Source organism: Corallococcus sp. 4LFB, assembly GCF_046520365.1.
GTDB classification, from domain to species: domain Bacteria; phylum Myxococcota; class Myxococcia; order Myxococcales; family Myxococcaceae; genus Corallococcus; species Corallococcus caeni.
In genome coordinates this window covers 1-20,964 of record NZ_JBKGHJ010000087.1, presented here as the reverse complement: position 1 = coordinate 20,964, position 20,964 = coordinate 1, and the positions used below count along the sequence as shown (strand labels likewise).

15 protein-coding genes and 2 pseudogenes are annotated in these 20,964 nt (G+C 68.6%); 10 read left to right on the top strand and 7 right to left on the bottom strand.

Translation table 11 applies throughout. From position 1 onward, the window contains the following. Window positions 1-713: TolB family protein (locus ACLEQD_RS12405; RefSeq protein ID WP_410383810.1), on the top strand; the 713-nt coding region annotated here is incomplete at its 5' end. On the opposite strand, the gene ACLEQD_RS12400 is transcribed toward ACLEQD_RS12405, so the two are convergent. The 4 genes from ACLEQD_RS12400 to ACLEQD_RS12385 form a co-directional block, all read right to left on the bottom strand. Beyond that, the gene (locus ACLEQD_RS12400; RefSeq protein ID WP_410383808.1) at window positions 710-1,897 is read right to left on the bottom strand and encodes a Fic family protein; all 1,188 of its coding nucleotides are present in this window, start codon (window positions 1,895-1,897) and stop codon (window positions 710-712) included. The two genes, ACLEQD_RS12405 and ACLEQD_RS12400, sit on opposite strands and share 4 nt — an antisense overlap. Window positions 1,898-2,050: 153 nt before the next feature. Beyond that, a complete protein-coding gene (locus tag ACLEQD_RS12395; RefSeq protein WP_410383806.1) occupies window positions 2,051-4,024 on the bottom strand; it encodes a sensor histidine kinase in 1,974 nt (657 codons plus the stop codon). 150 nt (window positions 4,025-4,174) lie between these two features. Beyond that, on the bottom strand, window positions 4,175-5,023 hold the full coding sequence (locus ACLEQD_RS12390) for a carboxypeptidase regulatory-like domain-containing protein (protein ID WP_410383805.1): 849 nt from the start codon (window positions 5,021-5,023) through the stop codon (window positions 4,175-4,177). A 218-nt stretch (window positions 5,024-5,241) separates the two neighbouring features. Then, a complete protein-coding gene (locus ACLEQD_RS12385; RefSeq protein ID WP_410383803.1) occupies window positions 5,242-6,183 on the bottom strand; it encodes a hypothetical protein in 942 nt (313 codons plus the stop codon). Window positions 6,184-6,364: 181 nt separating this feature from the next. On the opposite strand from ACLEQD_RS12385, the gene ACLEQD_RS12380 reads away from it, so the two are divergent. Then, complete coding sequence (locus ACLEQD_RS12380) at window positions 6,365-7,357, top strand: hypothetical protein (protein WP_410383801.1); 993 nt, start codon at window positions 6,365-6,367, stop codon at window positions 7,355-7,357. A 61-nt stretch (window positions 7,358-7,418) separates the two neighbouring features. On the opposite strand, the gene ACLEQD_RS12375 is transcribed toward ACLEQD_RS12380, so the two are convergent. Then, on the bottom strand, window positions 7,419-8,090 hold the full coding sequence (locus tag ACLEQD_RS12375) for a DsbA family protein (RefSeq protein ID WP_410383799.1): 672 nt from the start codon (window positions 8,088-8,090) through the stop codon (window positions 7,419-7,421). 251 nt (window positions 8,091-8,341) lie between these two features. After that, window positions 8,342-9,297 (bottom strand): annotated as a pseudogene (locus ACLEQD_RS12370) (RimK family alpha-L-glutamate ligase); the annotation flags it as partial. Window positions 9,298-9,374: 77 nt separating this feature from the next. Here ACLEQD_RS12370 and ACLEQD_RS12365 point away from each other — a divergent pair. From ACLEQD_RS12365 to ileS, 8 genes and pseudogenes are all read left to right on the top strand, one after another. Continuing rightward, window positions 9,375-10,811 (top strand): sigma 54-interacting transcriptional regulator, encoded by a 1,437-nt coding sequence (locus ACLEQD_RS12365; protein WP_410383797.1) that lies wholly within the window; start codon window positions 9,375-9,377, stop codon window positions 10,809-10,811. Between the two features lie 169 nt (window positions 10,812-10,980). Further along, window positions 10,981-11,787, top strand: a complete 807-nt coding sequence (locus ACLEQD_RS12360; protein WP_410383796.1) for a TadE/TadG family type IV pilus assembly protein — start codon at window positions 10,981-10,983, stop codon at window positions 11,785-11,787. A gap of 5 nt (window positions 11,788-11,792) precedes the next feature. Then, window positions 11,793-13,460 (top strand): pilus assembly protein TadG-related protein, encoded by a 1,668-nt coding sequence (locus ACLEQD_RS12355; RefSeq protein WP_410383794.1) that lies wholly within the window; start codon window positions 11,793-11,795, stop codon window positions 13,458-13,460. Next, window positions 13,460-14,449, top strand: coding sequence for a TadE/TadG family type IV pilus assembly protein (locus ACLEQD_RS12350; protein WP_410383792.1), 990 nt, complete (start codon window positions 13,460-13,462; stop codon window positions 14,447-14,449). Before ACLEQD_RS12355 ends, ACLEQD_RS12350 begins: the two co-directional genes overlap by 1 nt. Before the next feature lie 2 nt (window positions 14,450-14,451). Next, window positions 14,452-14,781, top strand: a complete 330-nt coding sequence (locus ACLEQD_RS12345; protein WP_410383791.1) for a hypothetical protein — start codon at window positions 14,452-14,454, stop codon at window positions 14,779-14,781. Between the two features lie 43 nt (window positions 14,782-14,824). Further along, window positions 14,825-15,484 carry a hypothetical protein gene (locus ACLEQD_RS12340; protein ID WP_410383812.1) on the top strand — a complete coding sequence of 220 codons (660 nt, stop codon included), beginning with the start codon at window positions 14,825-14,827 and terminating at the stop codon, window positions 15,482-15,484. A 30-nt stretch (window positions 15,485-15,514) separates the two neighbouring features. Then, entirely contained in the window at window positions 15,515-15,805 is a 291-nt protein-coding gene (locus ACLEQD_RS12335) for a hypothetical protein (RefSeq protein ID WP_410383789.1), read from the top strand. A gap of 52 nt (window positions 15,806-15,857) precedes the next feature. Beyond that, a pseudogene (ileS, locus tag ACLEQD_RS12330) lies at window positions 15,858-18,751 on the top strand (isoleucine--tRNA ligase). Window positions 18,752-18,805: 54 nt separating this feature from the next. Here the strand turns inward: ileS and ACLEQD_RS12325 are convergent. Further along, window positions 18,806-20,707: a hypothetical protein gene (locus tag ACLEQD_RS12325; protein WP_410383787.1), complete on the bottom strand. Its 1,902-nt coding sequence runs from the start codon at window positions 20,705-20,707 to the stop codon at window positions 18,806-18,808. Window positions 20,708-20,964: the final 257 nt, after the last annotated feature.

The following is a 20,964-nucleotide window of genomic DNA, read 5'->3' as shown; positions in this document are numbered from 1 at the left end:
CCCCGCGCGCGCAACGCGAGCTGGCGCCGGACGGCACGTGGCTGGTCGCGGAGTCCGACGCGCGGGGCTTCAGCGACGTGGTGCGCGTGCGGCCCGAGGCGAACGCGGTGGACACGCAGCTGACGCACGTGAAGGCGGGCTGCTTCGAGCCCGCGGTGTCGCCGGACGGCACGGAGGTGGCGTGCGTGTGCAGCGGTGAGGGGGACCCGGAGGTCTACGTCTTCCGCGCGGACGGCACGGGCGAGCCCCGCCGCATCACCACGTTCTACCTGGAGGACCGGACGCCGCAGTGGAGTCCGGACGGGAAGTGGCTCGCGTTCGTGAGCAACCGCGAGCGCAAGGAGCGCGTGTACCTGGTGCGGCCGGACGGCGCGGACCTGCGGGCCCTGTCCGGCGAGGGCTACGCGGGCGACGAGCGCGAGGCGGCCTTCAGCCCGGACGGCAAGCGCGTGGCGTACGTGGCCCGGCTCGAGGACGGCAAGAGCCGCATCTGGGTGGCGGACGTGGCGGGCGGCGCGCCGGTGGCGCTGACGGACGGCCAGCACCGCGACGACATGCCGGCGTGGAGCCCGGACGGCAAGGCGCTGGTGTTCGTCTCCGAGCGCGACGGCGACACCGACCTGTACCTCATGCGCCCGGACGGCACGGGCCAGACGCGGCTCACCACGGCGAAGGGCGCGGACTGGCTGCCGCGCTGGTTCACGCCGCGCTAGCTCCTGCCTCCCTGCAACGGCGTCGTCCCCTCGTTCAGGATGGCGAGATAGCCGCGATACGCGAAGACGCGGCCTCGCTTGCGTCCGGTGACCTCCTCCACGATGCCCAGGCGCTCCAGGTCCGCGAGCGCCGCGTTCACGGTGGGGGCGGTCATTCGGGTCCGAGCAACCAGTTGGTTCGACGTCACGTATGGGTGTGCCTGCAACAAATCATGCACACGGAGCGCCGCGCTGGTGCGCTCGCTTTTGTCGTTGATGAGCTCTCGGTCGTGCTTGAAGCGCTCGGCGATCCTCGTTGCCGCGTCGAACGCCTGGTTCGCCGTCGTTTCGATGCCCTCCAAAAAGAACTCGAGCCAGGCTTCCCACGCGCCCCGCTCGCGAACCTCCTGGATCAGCCGGTAGTAATCCTCCCGGTGCGTCTTCAGGTAGAGGCTCAAGTAAAGCAGTGGCTTTCGAAGCACGTCATGGACGCACAGATAGAGCGTCACGAGGAGGCGCCCGATGCGGCCGTTTCCGTCGAGGAACGGGTGGATGCTCTCGAACTGCACGTGCAGGAGCCCCGCCTTGATGAGTGGCGGCAACCGGGACTGCTCCTCGTGCATGAAGTTCTCGAATGCACCCAGGCAACCGTCGAGCTCCGTTACTGGAGGCGGAACGTACAGCGCGTTTCCTGGCCGGGTCCCTCCAATCCAGTTCTGTGAGCGACGGAACTCACCCGGATCCATTGAATCACCGCGTCCGCTTTGCAGCAGCCGCGCATGCATCTCGCGGATCAATCGAAGTGAGAGCGGCAACTCCTTGACTCGCTCGAGCCCATACATCATCGCGTCGACGTAATTGGAAACCTCGCGGACGTCATCGATGGGCTGTCCCTCCTGCGCTCCAAGCTCGAAGCGAAGCAGGTCGGAGAGCGTCGATTGTGTCCCCTCAATCTGAGAGGAGAGCACCGCTTCTTTCCGCACGTACATGTAAAGGAACAGCTCCTGGCTTGGCAGGGGCACTGTGATTCCATCAAGACGGCCCAGGGCCCGATCGGCCCGACTGAGGCGATCCAGCAGCCCCAAAACATCGATAGGTGGAACTGGCGGCAATGGCGGCGGGACGAACGACCGCACGCTCTCCCCAGCGACAGCGGTTTCTATGAACCGGCCCATCCTGGACGGCGCGAACGATGCTTCGGTCATGGCCCTCAGCATTCGGACGACGCTTATTTAAGTCAAATGCTCTTGGCTTTAATAAGGGGCATCAACAGCGTAGGAATTTAAATAGCTAAATATCCTTAATAATTTCAAGTGCTTACGGTGCCTCGTCCGGTGGCGTTATATCTGCCGGGCGCGCTAGCTGGCGCGCTGCCGCGGCGGTTCGGACTCCGACGGGGTGGAGGGGGCCTCCAGGGGCACGCTGAAGAAGAAGGTGACGCCCCGGTCCGGCTCGCTCTCCACCCAGATGTGGCCGGAGTGGGCCTCCACGATGAGCCGGCTGATGTAGAGCCCCAGGCCCAGCCCCTTGCCGTCCTGCGAGCGGCCGTCCTCCGTGCGGTAGTACTTGTCGAACAAGCGCGCCGCGTCCCGGGGGGACAGCCCCGTGCCCTGGTTGGTCACCGACACCACGGCGTGGTCGTGCACGGCCGCCAGCCGCACGTCCACCGGCGTCCCCTTGGGGCTGTACTTGAGCGCGTTGGTCAGCAGGTTCGTCACCACGCGCTCCAGCCGCGCGGCGTCCATGGGCACCGGTGGCAGCGGATCCGCCAGGTGCAGCCGGAACCGCTCGCGCGCGTCAGGCGGCACGTCGCGCTCCAGCACCTCCGCCAGGAAGCGGCCCAGGTCGTGCGCCTCGCGGCGCAGCGTCACCCGGCCGGACTCCAGCCGCGAGCCCTCCAGCAGCTCCTCAATCATCGTGCTCATCCACTCCACGTTGTGGATGATGGCCTGGGCCATGTGGCCCTCGCGCTCCAGCTTCCGCTCGTGCAGCGCGCGCTGGAGCAGGTGGGCGCGCAGGTTGATGGTGTTCAGCGGGTTGCGCAGGTCGTGGGAGATGAGCCCCACGTACTCCTCGCGCAGCTTCTCCAGGTCCCGGCGCTCGGTGACGTCGCGCAGGATGGCGATGCGCGTGGCGTCGTCCTCGCCCTCCAGCGGGCTCAGCCGCACCTCCAGCGGCACGTGGGTGCCGTCCTGCCGCTGCCCGGACACCAGCCGCCCCGCGGTGGCGCGCTCCGGGCCTTCGCCCGTGGCGGACGGGCCGTGGAGCCCCTCCGGCACGAGCAGCTCCACCTCGTGGCCCAGCAGGGCTTCCCGGCGGTAGCCGAAGACGCGCTCCGCCTCCGCGTTGGCGAACCGCACGCGGCCGGTGGCGTCCACCACCACCATGGGGTCCGGCGCGGTGTCCAGGAAGGTGCGGAAGCGCTCCTCGGAGGCCTCCAGCGCGGCGGTGGCCCGCATGCGCTCCCTGTCCAGCACGTCCAGCGCGCGCGCCGCCAGCAGCACCAGCGTGACGCCGCCCGCGGCCACGGCCGTGGCGAAGAGGGGCAGCTTCGCGTCGTGGCTGAGCCCGCCCGTCAGGTGCATCAGCACCAGCGTCAGCCCCAGCACCGGCGGCCCCAGCAGCGTCACCGGCACCAGCCGCCGCGCCACGAAGCCGCCCAGCGTGTCCCGGGTGAGCCGCGCCATCAGCCCCAGCTCCGGCCGGGCGCACAGCGTGCCCACGCCCAGCAGCATCAGCACGCAGGTGGTGTGCAGCCCCATGCTGCGCTCCTGGAAGAACGGCGCGGCGGCGGGCGTCACCAGCGGGCCCAGGAGGAAGCCGTTGAGGCCCGTCAGCGCCGCCATCAGCGCGAGCGCCACCAGCGCGTCCGACCACGACAGCCGCTGCGGGTGGCCCCGGTCCACCAGCGCCAGCGCCGGGCCCAGGAGCATCAGGCACAGCGCCGTCAGGGGTGACGGCGCGACGCCGGACGACGCGAAGCGCTCCTCACCGAAGGCGTGCAGCAGCAGCGCGTCCATGCCGCCGTTCCCACCCGTGATGACGCCGTCCACGAGGCTCGCCGCGCCCAGCAGGGCGGTGGCCAGCGCGAGCGCGGTGCCCAGCCGTTGGCGGGAGCGGTGGGGGGTGGCCGGCAGCCGCAGGCCCAGCGCGGCCCCGCCCAGCAGCAGCCCCAGCGCGGCGCTGGGACGCATGGCGGGAAGCGCGGCGCCCATGGACTTGAGGACCATGACGTCCAGCGCCCAGCCCACCAGCACCAGCAGCCCCACCATGCAGGAGGCCACCGCGGAGCTGCGCGCAAGGGCACGGACCAACGCCGTGCTTCGTGGCATGGAACGGCCGCTCATCATCCGCGTCCCCCCGGAACGCCAGCCCTGCATCCTGCCACAACATCTCGTCTTCGGGGGCACCCCGGCAATGAGACGCCGGGGTTGGACGCCTGTCCGCTCTAGGCAGGGATGTCCGACCTGTCGAGGGTTGGGTCAGGGCGCGTAACGGCCCGGGTACACGGTGAGGACCACGCCCAGGCCAGGGCCCACGTCGACGTTACGCGGCACGTAGGTGTCGGTGCCCTCCAGGGAAAGCTGGAAGGACGACACCCCGGCGCCGGAGTGCACGAAGAGGAACAGACCGTGGCCCGCGGTGCCGGTGGTGTTCACGGACGCGAGGTCCTCGGACGGGTAGTAGACGCGGTCCGCCAGCTCCGCGCGGTCCAGCGCCACGCGCACGCCGCTCACGGGCTGACCGTTGAGGTCCACCACGCGCCCCAGCACGAAGCCCGCGGAGGCCAGGGTGGCCGCCGGGTCCCCGGTGTGGCCCTGGAGGCGCGGCGCGCCCACGGCGGCGCCCAGCTGCTCCACGAACGCGGTGGGCAGGGCCCAGGCGTGCGCGTCGATGATGTCCGTGCGCGGCCGGGTGCCGGTGAAGGCGGTGTCGTAGACGAGCGTGGTGCTGCGCACGAGGCCGTCGTGCACCAGGCCCACCGCGAGCCCCTGGTGCACGTCGCGCACGGGCACGTCGGTGATGCGGAAGGAGCCGTCCTCGGACACCGCGCCGGTGGCGAAGGTGGCGGCCGAGTCGTTGACGGCCACGCGCAGGGGCTCCTCCACGGTGAGCGCCATTCCGGTGAGCGACGCGGGGGCGGCGGCCGCGCCCGCGGCCTCCGGGAACACGCGTGCCTCGCCGCTCACGAGGATGCGAAGGTTTTCCAGATCCACCGCCTCGGCGTCCTCGGTCCGCACGCCAGGGTCCGGTGTGAAGCCGCCGTCGCCACAGGCCATCGCCAACAGCCCGAGCACGGCACCACCCGCCGCCCGAATGTAGTGTTTCATCGCGCTGCAACATCTTCACGGCCCGGGGCGATCGCAATCCGTCCTCCGGCACCGTCCGTCCCCTTCACGACGCCCCGGTGCGCCCGGAGGCCGGACGCACCAGACACCGGGCCCTCCGGGTGTTGAAAACACGTCGGCACCGGGAGCCTGCCCTCCGTCGAGGACGGAGGGCCGCGCCCGGTGCCGCGAGTCAAACCAGGGAGGAGGAGGCGGAGCGCCTACCAGCGCGTCCCGCCCTTGCCGGAGCCGGAGGACGAGCCGGAGCTCTTGCCCGTGTTCCAGCCGCCGCCACTGCCGCTGCTGCTTCCACTGCTGCCGCCGCTGCTCCGGCCGCTGCTGCTCCCGCTGCTCCGGCTGCCGCCACCGGGGCTGCTCCAGCCGCCACCGCTGCTCCCGCTGCTGCCAGAGCTGCTGCTGCCGGAGCTGCTGCTGCCGGAGTTGCTGCTCCGGCTGCTGCCGCCGTTGCCCCAGCCGCCGCCGTTGCCGCGGTTGCTGTCGTTGTCGTCGTCGCGGCTCTTGCTGGCCGGGGTGTTCCAGCCGCCACCCTTGTTGTCGTCGCGGTCGTTGTCACGCGAGCTGTTCGTGGCGGGGGCGGCGTTGCTGCGGCCCCAACCGCCGGAGCTGCTGGGGGGCCGGGCGCCGGTGCCATTGCCGCCCGGGGGCGGGTTGCGGCCCTGGTGGACGGGGGCCGGAGCGGGCCGCGAGCGCGTGACGTTGTTGCGGCCGTACCCGGCGGAGGCCGCGTGGCTGTTGTCCCAGCGGTAGCCCCGGCTGCCGCGGTCGTAGGTGTAGCCCGCGCCCCACGAGCCGCGCGGGTAGTAGTCGTGCTGGTGGCGCCCGTGGAGGTTGCAGTACCCGCCGCTCGCGATGGGGTGGTAGTCCCAGTACCAGACCACCGTCGGGCCCCGGTAGTAGTAGACATCATCCGTGTAGACGTAGGACGCCTGGGGCGGCTGGTAGTCGTGGACGTGGGCGTAGTCCTCCGGGCACCAGCCGCCGCCGTAGTCGTCGGGGACGGGGTGCGCGCCGGCGAACCGGTATTGCGCCACGGGCTCGACGTAGGCCACGCGGCGGACGGGGCGATGCGAGTGGGCCTCGACGACACAGCCGGTCCCCATCAGCAGGGCCAGGGGGACGACCAGGGCGAGCAAGCGGTTCATGAAGGATCTCCTGGCGCGGAAGTGGACCCCCAAAGCGTCCCGCTCCGCAACCTCTGCCCCCACCGACGGCCGGGTGCGCCGTTAATTCATCCGGGACGCCTGCCCGCCGGGAAGGGGAGGGGCCCACCTGATATGACACCGGGGTCGCGGCCTCTGGGGGGCCGCGCCGGGAGGCATGCGGATGTCGGATGTGGATTTCGGACGCGCGATGGGGGCGTCCTGCGCGCTGCACCCGGGGCGGGAGGCCACGGGCACCTGCGCGCGCTGCGGCAACTTCACGTGCGACGCGTGCAGCCTGAACGGCACGTCGCCGCGCTGCCCCACGTGCCGGGAGCGCTCCGGCGCCACCTTCCCGCTGGACCGGGAGACGTGGACCTTCAGCAAGCTGTGGGACGTGTGCTGGGCGGCGTTCCAGCGCGAGTGGGGCATGCTGTCGCTCGCGGTGTTGATCTACATCGGCGTGAGCCTCGGCGCGCAGCTGATGATCAACGTGGCCACGGGCATCGGCGCGGCGCTGGACAGCGGCATCGTGGCCGCGGTGCTGAGCCTGGTGGCGCTGGTCGCGCAGCAGCTGGTGCAGGGCCTGGTCCAGCTGGGCCTCCTGCGCGTGTGCTTCGACGTGCTGCACGGCGGCCGCGTGGACGTGGCGCGCCTCTTCAGCCAGATGCACAAGGCGGTGCCCTACGCGCTGACCATGCTCCTCGTCTTCGCCATCGTGCTGGTGCCGCTGATCATCCTGGGTGTCCTGGGCTTCCTCGCGGTCCTGGGCACGGGCCTGCTGTCGGGCATCCACCTGGGCGCGGACCCCTCCCCGGGTCAGGTCTTCGACGCGCTGGTGCCCATCATGGGCGTGCTGGGGCTGGCGGCACTGGTGCTGGTGGTACCGCTCACGTACCTGCTGCTGCCGCTGTACCTGGTCCAGCCGGAGCTCGCGTACGACGACGTGCCGCCCTCTCCCGTCGAGGTGCTGCGCCGCAGCTGGGCGGCCGCGCGGGGCCAGCGGCTGTCCATCCTGGGCGTGGGGTTCATGGCGGGACTCGTCATGCTGGCGGGGTTCTTCGTGTGCTGCGTGGGCGTCATCCCCGGCATGGCGCTGGCCCAGCTGCTCATCGCGGGGATGTTCCTGGCCCTGCGCGCTCCACGCGACGAAGCCGCGGAGTCCTTCCCGGGCTGAGGTCCCTCGGGAAGCCGGGCGCGCCTTCGCGAACGGGGCGAAGGCGCGCGACGGGGACGCTTCAGTGCACCAGCCGCTCGGAGGAACCCGAGCGGGGCGCGACGACCTTGCCCAGGCACGCGAGGATGTGCTCGCGGTACTCGGACAGCTCGCGCAGGCCGCACAGCATCCACCGGCCGCCAATCACCAGCGTGGGCACGCCGCGCACGCCGCGGCTGCCGGCCAGCCGGTGCTCGTCGTAGATGAGCCGGCGCGTCTCCTCCGAACGGAAGGCCGCGGAGAACGGGTTCATGGACAGGCCCACGCGCGACGCCAGCTCGAACACGACGTCCGAGCGCGACACGTTGACGCCCTGCTCCAGCGCGGCGCGCTGCATGGCCCGGGCGAGGAAGGCCCGCGCCTGCGGCCCCTGCAACCGCGCCGCCTCCAGCGCCGCCAGCGCCGGAACGCTGGAGCGCGGTGGATCACCGCCCAGCCACAGGTCCGTGGAGAGCAGCGAGGCGGTGGGGTCGGGTTCGCGCTGCGCGCGCTTCACCTCCTCCACCAGCCCGCGCACTTCGCGCTCCGTGGGCAACACGTCGTGCAGACGCAGGGAGTAGGGACGCACGCTCCAGCGGACGGCGTCGCCAAACTCCTGGCGAAGCACCTCCAACCGTTGGTCGGCGAGGTAGCACCAGGCGCAAAGCACATCCTGGTAGACGGTGATCTGCAGCGGCTTGTGCAGCGTTTTCATCGGGGGTCGCCAGATTAGAGGCGCATCCCCGTCGCTGCCAACACCCCCGGACAATCCGCGCCCGGAGGCATTCCCGTATTCCTGAGGAGCATCCAAGGCACCGTGCGCACCGTGAAGCCCCGCACGCACGCCGTGAAGCAGGCGGGCAGGCACACGGGCACTGCTCGCGTGCCTGCTGTCACACCCGCATCAGGACGCGCGGCCGCCCTGGCGATGAGCGCGGTGGCCCGGGTCCCCGCGTACACCAACGCGTGCTCCACGATGGTGCCCGCGATGTCCTGGCCGGTGGCGCCCTCCAGGCCCTCGAAGCCGGGGCTGGAGTTGATCTCCATCAGGCGCGGGCCCTCGCGGCCCTCCAGCATGTCCACGCCCGCGACCTCCAGGCCGATGATGCGCGCCGCCTTCACCGCGGCCTCCACGTAGGCGGGGGGCAGGGTGATGGCGCGGCCCTCGCCGCCGCGGTGGATGTTGGAGCGGAACTCGCCCTTCTTCGCCTTGCGCCGCATGGCGCCCACCACGGTGTCGCCCACCACCAGCGCGCGCACGTCGCGGCCCTCGCTCTCCGCGACGAACTCCTGGAGGACGATCTCCTGGCCCAGGTCCCAGAAGGTGTCGAGGATGGTCTGCACCTCCGGCAGCGTGTGGGCGATCATCACGCCCACGCCCTGGGTGCCCTTGATCAGCTTGATGATGACGGGCAGGCCGCCCACCTCCTGCACCAGCTTGCGCACGTTGCCGCGGTCATGCGCCATCACCGTCCTGGGCATGTCCAGACCCGCGCGGCCAGGAACTGGAGCGCGCGCAGCTTGTCGCGGCTGCGCGCGATGGCCGTGGGCGGGTTGAGCACCGGCACGTCCATCATCTCGAAGTGGTTCACCACCGCCAGGCCGTACGCGGTGATGGACGCGCCGATGCGCGGAATCACCACGTCCACGCCCTTCACCTCCGCGCCGCGGTAGGTCATGCGCGGCTTGCCGCGGGCCAGCAACAGGCAGCAGCGCAGCGTGTCGAAGACGAGCGGGCGGTGGCCCCGGGCCTTGATGGCCTCCACCAGCCGGCGCGTCGAGTATAGCGAGCGCTTGCGGGACAGGATGGCCACGGTCTTCTTCGCGCGGGGCCGCTTGGGTCGCGGCGCGTCACCGCGCTCGGGTGCCTGGGCGCCAGGCGGGACTGGCGCCTTCTTCGGCTGGGCTTTTCGGGGGGGCATGCGGGGCGCGGGACACTAGCACGCACGGACAGGGGGGCACGGCACGTGGGAACCCTTTGCTATCCTCGCGTTCACTGATGACCGCACCGAACCCGCATCCCGACGACATCCACACGAATCCAGGAGACGTCGGCCTCGAGTTGTCGTCCCAGTCCCCCCTGTTGGGGGAGACGCTGGTGGTGGATCCGCGCGCCACCGTGAAGCTGCACAAGTGCCGGCTCCTGGTGACGTCCGGGCCGGACACCGGGCGCTCCATGGCCAGCGACAAGGAGCGGCTTCGCTGCGGCGCCCACCCGGGCAACGACCTGGTGCTGGTGGAGGACCGCACCGCCAGCCGCCACCACTTCGAGGTCCAGTACACCGAGCGCGGCTACCTCCTGGTGGACCTGAACTCCACCAACGGCACCTTCCTGGACGGCCGGCGCATCGAGCGGGCCTACCTGTCCCCGGGCTCGCAGATCCGCGCCGGCTCCTCCGTCATCACCTTCGCCCCGCTGGACGAAGAGGTGGCGGTGGAGCCCGACCGCGAGGGCGAGCTGTGCGGCATGGTGGGCCAGAGCGTGAAGATGCGGCAGGTGTTCGGGCTCATCAAGCGCATCGCGCCCATGGACGTGTCCGTCATCATCCAGGGGGAGACGGGCACGGGGAAGGAGCTGGTCTCCAGCGCCATCCACGAGCTGTCCGGCCGCAAGAAGGGGCCCATGGTGGTGCTGGACTGCGGCGCCATCCCGCCCAACCTCATCGAGAGCGAGCTGTTCGGCCATGAGAAGGGCGCCTTCACCGGCGCGACGTCCAGCCGCCCCGGCGCCTTCGAGCGCGCGCAGGGCGGCACCATCTTCCTGGACGAGCTGGGCGAGCTGCGCCTGGACCTGCAGCCGAAGCTCCTGCGCGTGCTGGAGAACCGCGAGGTGCGCCGGGTGGGCGGCAACGACGTCATTGAAGTGGACTGCCGCGTCATCGCCGCCACGCACCGCGACCTGGTGAAGGAGATCGCCGCGGGCAACTTCCGCGAGGACCTCTACTTCCGCCTGTCCGTCATCCACATCCAGCTGCCGCCCCTGCGCCAGCGCCGGGACGACATCCCGCTCATCCTCAAGCAGGCGCTGGCGGAGCCGGAGGTGGTGGAGAAGCACGGCCGCAAGCGCTTCTCCGCGGAGGCCCTGGGGCTGCTCATGGCCTACGCGTGGCCCGGCAACGTGCGCGAGCTGATGAACGTCCTCTCCCACGTGCTGACCTTCTCCGACGAGGGCGAGGAGATCCTGCCCTCCCACCTGCCCCCGCGCGTCCGGGGCCAGGCCCGCGAGGGGCCGCTGCCCTTCAACGAGCACCTGGCCTTCAAGGACGCCAAGGAGCAGCTCTTGGAGAACTTCGAGCGCGAGTACGTCACCAGCGTCCTCACCCGCTGCGAGGGCAACCTGTCCCGAGCCGCCCGGGAGAGCGGCCTGCACAGGAAGTCCATCGAGCGGCTGGTGAAGAAGTATCAGCTGGACGCCAAGGGCCTGAAACCGCGCTGAAACATCGCCGTCGCATTTTTTTCACGGACTGTGTGGCTTCCCGGGGAAGTTTCCAAGGGGAGCCGACCTCTGCGACAATCCAGACCCCCCTTCGGACCCCGACGCGGTGTGTCGGCGGTCACTTGACGGATATTGCGAGACGCCCCGGTCCCGCAGGATGAGCTTCCGTATGAGCGCACGATCCCCCCGTGAAGCAGGCGAGTCCGGCCAGGCCCTGGTGGAGGCCGCGCTGTCACTGCCACTGGTCGTGTTCCTGATTCTGGGAGCGCTGCAGCTCTTCCTGATGATGCAGGCGCGGGTGATGACGCACTACGCGGCCTTCCGGGCGACGCGCGCGGGCAGCGTGGCGCACGGGGACTGCGAGCGGATGACCCACGCGGCCATCCTGGCGCTGATTCCGACCTTCCACTCCTTCATGGGGCAGGGGACGGGGTCGCTCAACGGTCCCCTGGGCCGCGGCGCGGGTTCGGACGCGCCCCGGCTGCTGGCGGAGGCGTTCGCGGCGCGGATGAACAACCGCTACGCGGGCTCCGGCGGTCCGGGCCCCGGCCTGGACGGCATCCACAACCGCAGCATCGTGTGGATCCTGCGGGACCTGGCGGGTGGCGGCGTGGACAGCCCGGAGGACAGCGACTTCGACCGGCCGGGGCACCTGCGGCGGCTGGAGGTGCAGCTGGTGTTCTGGTACCCGCTGCGCATCCCGTTCGCCAACTGGGTGATGTCGCGCATGTTCCTGGCGCACTTCGGCCTGCGGCCCTACACGGACGCGAACCCGCTGCTCGTCGCCGAGCGCAACGCCAACTGGAACGGCGGTGAGGTGACGCCGTCGCACGTGCTGGACGGCGAGCTGGCAGCGGAGCTGGCGGACCGCGTGAACGCGCGGCAGTACGTCTTCCCCATCATCACCACCTTCACCATGCGGATGATGACGCCCGTGAAGTCGCGTTTCTTCGCCACCATGAACTGTCCCCGGTGAAAGCCATGAAGCGCTCCTCCCCCCAGCGCGGTCAGACCCTGGTGCTGTTCGTCCTCAGCATGCTGTTGCTGCTGCTGATGGTGGCCCTCACGCTGTCGTTCACCATGAAGGTGCGCGAGCGCATCGAGGTGCAGACGGTGGCGGACGCGGCCGCGTTCTCCAACGCGGTGGCCACGGCGCGCACGTTCAACACCATCGCCGTCTCCAACCGCGCGGAGATCGCCCACATGGTGGCGAACGCCGGCGCGGCCAGCCTCCTGAACTGGGCCAGCCTCTACCGGGGCGAGCTGAACGCGGCGAAGGCGGGCTACGGGGCGTGGCTGCCCACCTATCAGGCCTTCGCCACGGCGGGCTGCCCCTGCGCGTGGCACAACGGCTTCTGCGCCCGCATGTGCCAGTGCGGCCTGCGCGGGGTCGGGGACCTGAGCATGTTGATGGGCAAGCTGCAGATGGAGGACCTGCGCGTGGAGGCGGTGTTCCAGTCGTTGGATCCGATGGTGGGCCTGCAGATGCGCCTGCACCAGCTGGCCGCGGGCGCGCTGTACGCTTCCTCGTATGCGGACTTCAGGAGCCTCAAGGACAAGGTGAACGACCAGGGCTTCGCCAACGACATCCTGGGGGACCTGGTGCCGGGCAAGAACCCTCGCGACGCGGGGTGGCTGGCGCCGTCCGCGGGCAACGTCTCCAAGAACGAGCTGGCGGACAACGCGGTGTGCTTGGGTGGCGGCGCGGTCTGTGATCCGCTGCCCATGACGGTGGCCCACAGCGTGGACGCGGCGATGGGCAGCCGTGGCTTCACCTTCGTCACGTCGCGCACCATCGAGCAGTACATCGCGCACGAAGCGAACCTGGCCTTCGTCATCACGCCGCCGGACATCGTCACGCTCCCGTTCGCCGCCGGCACGGCCCACTTCGGCAAGCCGATCCTCCAGTACGGGCTCTTTCCCCCCTATGCGCCCGCCGTCACGGCAGAGGACGAGGGCGAGGTGGCCTTCATCTACAACCACATCGCGCATGGTGGTGGACCGCCGTGCCCGGTGATGGTGGGCGGCATCGTGCCGACCCTGGCCCTGTTCGCGGCCTCCGGTGGCGTCATGCCCACGCCCACGCATATGTGGTTCGGTGGCACGGACCCCGCTCCGTTCGCGCGGCACATGCTGGCGCCGTGTCTGGGTGGCCCGTCCAGCTGCCCGGGCATCTGGCCGCCGTTCATGGACTACAACCTGACGGAGCTGTGGCCCAACGGCGAGGACAACAACTTCGGGCAGCCGAAGAACTTCGCGGTCATCCAGCGCGACCGCAGCAACATGCCCGCGGCGCAGCAGGACCCGTGGAACCTGGCGTTCCGCTTCCGCTTCGAGGCGAACAACCCGAACCCGAACGCGGGCAAGTTCGACAACCGCAGCGCCACCATGGCGGACGGCACGCCGCTGGGCATCCAGACGGCGCTGTCCACGGGCATCGCGTACTACCACCGGGGTCGCAGCCTGGGCGTCTCGCACTGGAGCGAGCCGCCCAACCTGCTCAACCCCTACTGGCGCGCGACGCTGGTGCCGGTGGACACGGACGAGTCGGGCCTGGATGACGCCATCAACGCGCTGGGCACCAGCTCCCCAGCTTCCGCCGCGACCATCCAGGAACTGCGGCGCGTGGGCTTCAAGGGGTTCCAGTGATGAACAGCCATCTTCGTCGTCACCGGCAGGCGCGCGGCCAATCCATCGTGGAGGCGGCCATCGGCGTCACGCTGTTCATCACCATCCTGGTGTTCGGCATCCACTTCGCGGAGGTGGGCTTCCTGTCGCTGAAGGTGCAGGAGGCCGCGGTGTCCGCGCTGTGGAACGGCACGCACGGTGACATGCACGACATCCCCGTGTCCTACGGCTCGGCGCATGACTCCATGCGGAATGCGGGCGAGGACGCGCAGGCTCGGTACGCGGACTTCAACGGCCTGTCGTCCGTCAACCACGGCGACACCATCACCCAGGTGTTCACGCAGGGCTCGGGTCTGCGCGTGAGCTGCAGCCAGAATGGAGGCCTGGGCTGGAATGGTCCCGTACTGACGCGGCTCATCTACCGCGACGAGGGCGGCACGTCGTGCGCGTCCCAGGCGAACCTCAGCGCGTGGAACATCCCCAGCCGCTTCCTGGACCAGACGCCGGAGACGGGGCTGTACAACCAGCAGCACCTGGAGGCCGCCAACGCCAACATCCAGGTGTGTGGCATTGGCCGCGCGGTGGGGGGCACCTGCCCGGGCCGCTTCTCCATGCTCGTGGACGACTGGGGGCTGTCCAACGAGATCGAATCCTCCGTCTGCTTGCTGTTCCAGGACATGGCGCTGCCGTGCACCAACGGGCCGTTCTACGCGGCCACGAAGGGCGTCTACGAGCCCACCACGCTGCCCATCCCGACCTACGCCAGCTTCCTGGCGATGGACGCCCTCTTCATGAACCCGCTGCCGCCCCTGGTGCTGATGCAGCGGGAGAACACCTTCTGGATGAGCGCGGCGGGTGAGGAGAGCCAATTCATGCAGGCCTGGATCAAGCTGTCGCCCCTGGGCAACCTGTGGAACACGTCGCCCGGCGCGCTGATTGGCATCACCACGCCCCATTACGGTCTGGGCTATCTGGACCGTAACGGCTGTTTCCTTGGAAAGGATTGCTGAAGATGAAGATGCGAAGCCTGCTGTCGGGTGGAGGGCTGGCGTTGGTGCTGGGCGTGTGCCTGATGGCGTCTCCCGCGCGCGCGGACAGCAACTCATGCAACACCGACTGCGCGACGAAGAACGGGGACACGCTCAGCGCCTGCATCACCGCCTGTCCGGCGCCCAGCAGCCCCGGGTCCGCGAAGGACAGCAGCCGCGCCTGCTCCGCGCGCTGCGCGCAGAAGTTCCAGGCCCAGTTCAACCAGTGCAAGGCCCGCTGCCCCAAGCCTGAGGGCGACTCGGGGCCGAAGTCGGGCAAGTCGGTCAAGGCCGCGCGTTCGCACCGGCAGTAGGAAGGAACCGTTGATGATGCGTGTGTTTGGACGCTGGGCCTTGGTGCTGGCACTCGCGGGCGCCTCTCCTGTGTGGGCCCAGCGGGCCAACTTCACCTGGGACATCCCGAAGACCGTCAGCGTGGTGGACGTGCCGGGCCAGGTGGACGCCAACGGCGTGCCGGTGAAGCTGCTCGCGGTGCGCAGCAAGGAGAAGGCGCAGGTCATCCTCCAGAGCGTGGTGGACCGGTGGCTCTCCTGGGGCTTCGTGGTGCCGGAGGCGTACAAGCAGCCGCAGCTCTTGCGCGAGCCGATGGTGACGGGCCTCGACACGCGCAACTTCATCTCCTACACGGCCATCCTCCAGGTGAACCCGGATGGCACCACCACGGTGTTCCTGGGCGAGGCGAACCTGGGCGCGGCGAAGGCCCCGCAGCCCGCCGGGCTGCCCGTCTTCCCGGGAGGCTCCAGGGTCCTGACGGCGGAGACGGAGGGTGCGCGCACGGTGAGCTACTCGGTGCCGGGCAAGACGACCGCGGAGGTGGAGGCCTACTACCGCGAGGCGCTCACGAAGGCGGGCTTCAAGGAGATCCAGCCCCGCGTGTTCAAGTCCGCCACGGAAGAGGTCTCGCTCAACCTGGGCGTCACCAAGGAAGGTCCGGTGGCGGTGCGGCTGGTGCGCCGGGCGGCGGCGCCGGACGATGGTTTGACCCCGGGCGAGTGACGCCAGCGGGACGAGGAACAAGAGACCGACATGAAGACGCGAATCGCGGTGCGGGGCTGGCTGGGACTGATGGCGCTGGGCGCGGTGCTGATGGCGCCCCAGGTGCTCGCGCAGACGTGCGACGAGAGGTGCTCCATCAGCGCCGGCTCCACGGTCCAGGCCTGTGTGAGGAAGTGCCCCGCCAAGGACAAGTCGTGCACGGACAAGTGCACGAAGGCGTTCCAGGCGGCGAAGGCGAAGTGCGCCAAGAAGTGCCCCAAGGGCAAGGGCAAGTCCACACCCCAGCCGCACTCGCACGACCACGGCGACCACGAGGAGTGAGTCCTCGCGTGGATTGAAGGACCGGCAGGAGGGTGTTACGGGCGCTCAAGCCATGAGCGACGCCCCCTCCCGCAAGGACCTCGACGCCACCGTCCACCTGCCGCGCACGGAGTTCCCCATGAAGGGGAACCTGGGCCAGCTCGAACCGCGCCTGCTCGCCTGGTGGCGGGAGCAGGACGTGTGGAAGCAGTTGCTCGCGAAGAACGCGGGCCGTGAGCCCTTCGTGCTGGCGGACGGGCCGCCGTACGCCAACGGCCACCTGCACGCCGGGCATGCGCTCAACAAGGTGCTGAAGGACATCGTGGTGAAGTTCCGGAACCTCTCCGGGCGCCGTGTGACTTCATCCCAGGCTGGGACACCCACGGTCTGCCCATCGAGCAGGCCGTGGAGAAGCGCCTCAAGGATCAGAAGCTGGACAAGCGCACGCTGTCGCGTGACGCGCTCCTGGAGCGCTGCCGCGAGTACGCGCTGGAGTTCGTGGACATCCAGCGCGCCGAGTTCCAGCGGCTGGGTGTGTTCGGGACGTGGGACGCGCCCTACCGGACGCTCGACTTCAGCTACGAGGCGCAGGAGGTGCGCGAGCTGGCCGCGTTCGCGCGCCGGGGCATGCTGTACCGGCGCAAGAAGCCCGTGGCGTGGTGCCTCCAGGACCAGACCGCGCTCGCGGAGGCGGAGGTGGAGTACGCGGAGCACACGTCGCCGTCCGTGTACGTGGCCTTCGACGCGGGGCCGGCGCTGCTGGACACGCTGCCGCAGCTGAAGGGGCAGCGCGTGTCCTTCGTCATCTGGACCACGACGCCGTGGACGCTGCCGGCGAACCTGGCCATCGCCGTCAACCCCACGTTCGAATACGTCTTCTACCGGCTGGAGGACCGCGTCCTCTGCGTGGCGAAGGACCTGCTGGCGAAGGTGCTGGCGGAGGTGAAATCGGACGAGCTCGCCGTGAAGCACGTGCAGCTCCCCACGGGGGAGGTGTCGTCACCGGCGCTGGTGGATCCGTCCCGCATCCTCGCGTACGCGACGGGCGAGGACCTGGAGCACGTGACGTATCAACACCCGTTCTATGCGAGGGAAGGGCGCGTGGTGCTGGGCGAGCACGTCACGTTGGATGCCGGCACGGGGCTGGTGCACACGGCGCCGGGGCATGGCCAGGAGGACTACGAGGTCGGCCTGAAGTACGGCCTGGACATCTACAACCCGGTGCGCGCGGACGGGCGCTACGACGACACGGTGGGAGAGGTGCTCGCGGGCCGGCGCGTGTTCGACGCGAACCCGGTGGTGCTGGACCTGCTGGTGCAGCGGGGCGCGCTGCTCAATGACAAATCAGACACCGTCACGCACAGCTATCCGCATTGCTGGCGTTGCCACCAGCCGGTCATCCAGGCGGCGACCTACCAGTGGTTCATCCCCATGGATGCGCCGTTCCACGGCACGCAGACGTTCCGGCAGGTGGTGCTGGAGCAGGTGGACACGGTCCAGTGGGTGCCGTCGTGGGGGCAGTCGCGGATCCGCGGCATGCTGGAGGGCCGCCCGGACTGGTGCATCAGCCGGCAGCGCAGCTGGGGCGTGCCTATTCCCATCGCGTACTGCGACGGGTGCGACGACGCGGTGGTGTCTCCGGATGTCATGGAGCGCGTGGCGGCGGCGGTGGAGAGGGAGGGCGCGGGCGTGTGGTACCGCACGCCGGTGAAGGAATTTCTCGGGGAGGACTTCCTGTGCCCGCGCTGCGGCAAGGGGGAGTTCCACCGCGAGACGGACATCCTGGATGTGTGGTTCGACTCGGCGTGCATGGCGTCCGCGGTGCTGGAGAAGCGGCAGCGCGTGCCGGCGGACCTGTTCCTGGAGGGGAGTGATCAGCACAGGGGCTGGTTCCATTCCTCGCTGCTGGTGTCGGTGGGCACGCGCGACGTGGCGCCCTACAAGGCCTGCCTCACGCATGGCTTCGTGGTGGATGGCCAGGGCGAGAAGATGTCCAAGAGCCGGGGCAACACGGTGGCGCCGGACAAGGTCATCCAGCAGTACGGCGCGGAGGTGCTGCGGCTGTGGGTGGCGGCGAGTGACTACCGCAACGACGTGCGCCTGTCGGACGCCATCCTCAAGGGGCTGTCGGAGGGCTACCGGAAGATCCGCAACACGCTGCGGTACGCGCTGGGCAACCTGCACGACTTCAACCCGGCGAAGGACGCGGTGTCCGCGGACAAGTTGTTGCCCCTGGACCAGTGGGCACGAGGACGGCTGGCGCAGGTGGCCGCGCGCGTGCGTCAGGCCTATGAGGATTATGAGTTCCACCTCGTCTACGCGACGGTGGTGGACTTCTGCGCCAATGACCTGTCGGCCGTGTACTTCGACATCCTGAAGGACCGGCTCTACACGGCGAAGCAGGACGGTCCCGCGCGGCGCGGTGCGCAGACGGTGCTGCACGAAATGCTCACGGTGCTGCTGCCGCTGCTGGCGCCGGTGATGAGCTTCACGGCGGAGGAGGCATGGCAGCACCTGCCGGGCGAGCGCGCGAAGAGCGTGTTCCTGGCGGGCTTCGCGGAGATGACGGCCGCGATGCCGCCGGAGCTGGAGGCGCGTTACGCGAAGCTCTTCGCGGTGCGCAGCGCGGTGCAGGGTGTGCTGGAGGTGGCGCGGCGGGACAAGCGCATCGGCGCGTCGCTGGAGGCCCGCGTGGTGCTGAGCGCCACGGGCGCGGTGCGGGAGCTGCTGGAGGTGCACCTCGCGGAGCTGCCCGGGCTGTTCATCGTGAGCCAGGTGGAACTGGCTGAGGCTCCGTCTGATTCAGCGAAGGCCCTGGATGTTTCACAGACCTTCGGTGAGGGGGCGTCCCTGTCCGCAGAGGCGCTACTGGCGAAGGGCACCAAGTGTCCCCGCTGCTGGGTGTACTCGGAAGCGTTGGGGCGGGGGGACGACGTTTGTCTCAAGTGCCGTGAGGCATTGAGCTGAGACAGCGCGAAAAGACGCCACCGCGAGGAATGCTCGCGGTGGCGTCTTTCATCGTCACTGTTCGGTGTCTGCCTGAAGTTGAACCCTTATAGGGAGGGAGCCGTAGGAACGGATGGGATCACATGTCGCTGCCCGCGTCCAAGGCTTCAGGTCGTACCGGTCGCTGACGACAATCTTGTGGATGCAGTCGCCTCTATCGTTGGCCGCCGGACCGACATGACGCGGATTGGGGGGCGCGTTGAAGCCTGTCCCCTGGGTTGTTGCGCACAGGGTCGTGCCGTACTCCTCGTCAGTCAGGACGGCGCGCTGGTGGAGGAGGTTCGGGTTCTCCGTATGGATCTTGACCTCCGCCTTGTAGCGCATGATGCAGTTATGCGCTCCCGAGAAGACGCTTTGCGTTCCGTCCTCCCTACATTTGGTGGAGATGAGGAATCTGGGCAGATTGTCGTCAGGATCCGCGACAGGAGCGAGGTTCGGGGTCTCTCGATAGGCGTCGACCAGTCCTGCGGCCAGGCCCAGCGGGTACTTGGGGGCTTCCCTGTACTGGGAGTTACCAAGGTCTTCCCATGCGGCTACGAAGAATCCCCACTCACCGTGGTGAGGAACATTGACGGAGTGGGCGAGTTCATGGGCAACCGCTGTTTTCATGCCGTCCGGTGGTGTCTTCGATGCAATTTCGATTCGTGAAACGCTCTTGGGGTTGCCGGGTCCTGGGAGGGTGTTGGAGGTTCCCTTTTCACCCAGCACCTCGTACAAGAGGACCACGTGCTGATCCGTCACGTGGGTCGCCTTGATGTAGAAGGGGTTGATCACGCGGTTTGAGAGCGCGAAATCATCGTCACCCACAAGGTGCACCTGGATGTTGGTCAGTTCTTTGAAGAAGTTAATGCCCGCAGTGGCTTTGCTCCCCATCTTGTTGTTGAGGAAGTAATCAACGTCCGAAGGCTTGGTTCGGGTGTGATTGTTGTTGAGGATGAAGCCTCTGTATTCCTCATAGTGGCTCAGCCCGTCTCCTGGCTTGCTGACGTCGCCACGTCCATCTCCCAGCGTTTCGCCGTCGTCCAGGTCCGCTTTCGAAAGGCTGCTCTCAGTGGTCTTCCACTGGGTAGCGATGTGTGAGTCAGCCGTTCTCTTCGGCAAGAGGAGCGGGTCTTTCGTGCGCGAAGGGGGATTGGTGGGCGGGCTTTCCGGATCCTCGATCACCGACATGACAACCTTGCCATCTTCGGTTTCGGCCCGCGCGATGACGTCTCCGTATCCTCCGAAGTCAAACGAGGAGATGACAGCCTTTGCCTCCTCGTACTGTCCCACAGGGGTCTTCACCGTTGCGATGTCGACGAATTCCAGGCCGAGCGCTGCGTTTTTATCCTGCTCGAACTGCAGATCCTTACCATCAGGGGTCGGGCTTGAATCGAGCGCGTTCATGGCAATACCCGGCATGTTGGAAGACGTCAGGAAGAACGTGATCTGTTTCACCTTAGGCGTCGTCGTGGGATCAGGCTTGGGCATGACCTTGGCCTTTACGCGGATGGTAGACCCAGGTTCCAGCGCACCTTCCGTCAGGGAGGTCCCGACGACGGGATCGATATGGGCGAGCGGCAGCCAGTTGTCGTAGTCCTCCGCGCTCAAGACGAGGTCGAAGTCATCACTTTCAGGCTGGAGGTCCCACTCGATGTCCCACTCCACGGGGGTGACACCGTAGGGCACGGGGTCCGGTATGCTCGTCAGGACGGTAGAGTCACTGGTGATGAGGTGCTTCGTCCCGTGGATGCGCAGGGGCGCGTCGACCGCGGGGAGGTCGAAGACGAAGTGGCTGCCGAACTGGATAGGGCTCAGCAGGTACCACGCGAACATTGTGTCGGTCGTGGTCCCGTATTGCGTGACCGTTCCCTTGCACGGAATGCTGGTGAACGGAGTCAACTGCATCTTGTAGGCGGTGTCCGAAGGGAACTCCATCGTGGACGTTTTGGCTGGGGTGCTGTCCGAACACCGGGCCACCTGGGTCGAGATCGTCTGCCCTGGTAGATGTCCTGTTCGATCCGGCTGAAGTTGTAGAAGCCTCGCTTGATGTCGACGAACGCGAAGTTCGACGCCTCCAGCATGTTGACCTCAATGGGAGCGAAGTACGTCAGGTCGCCTTTCCACTGGTGCGTGGTATCATCCGCGTCCGTTTAACGTGATGGGGAAAAGCAGAGCAGAATCAAGGACCTGAG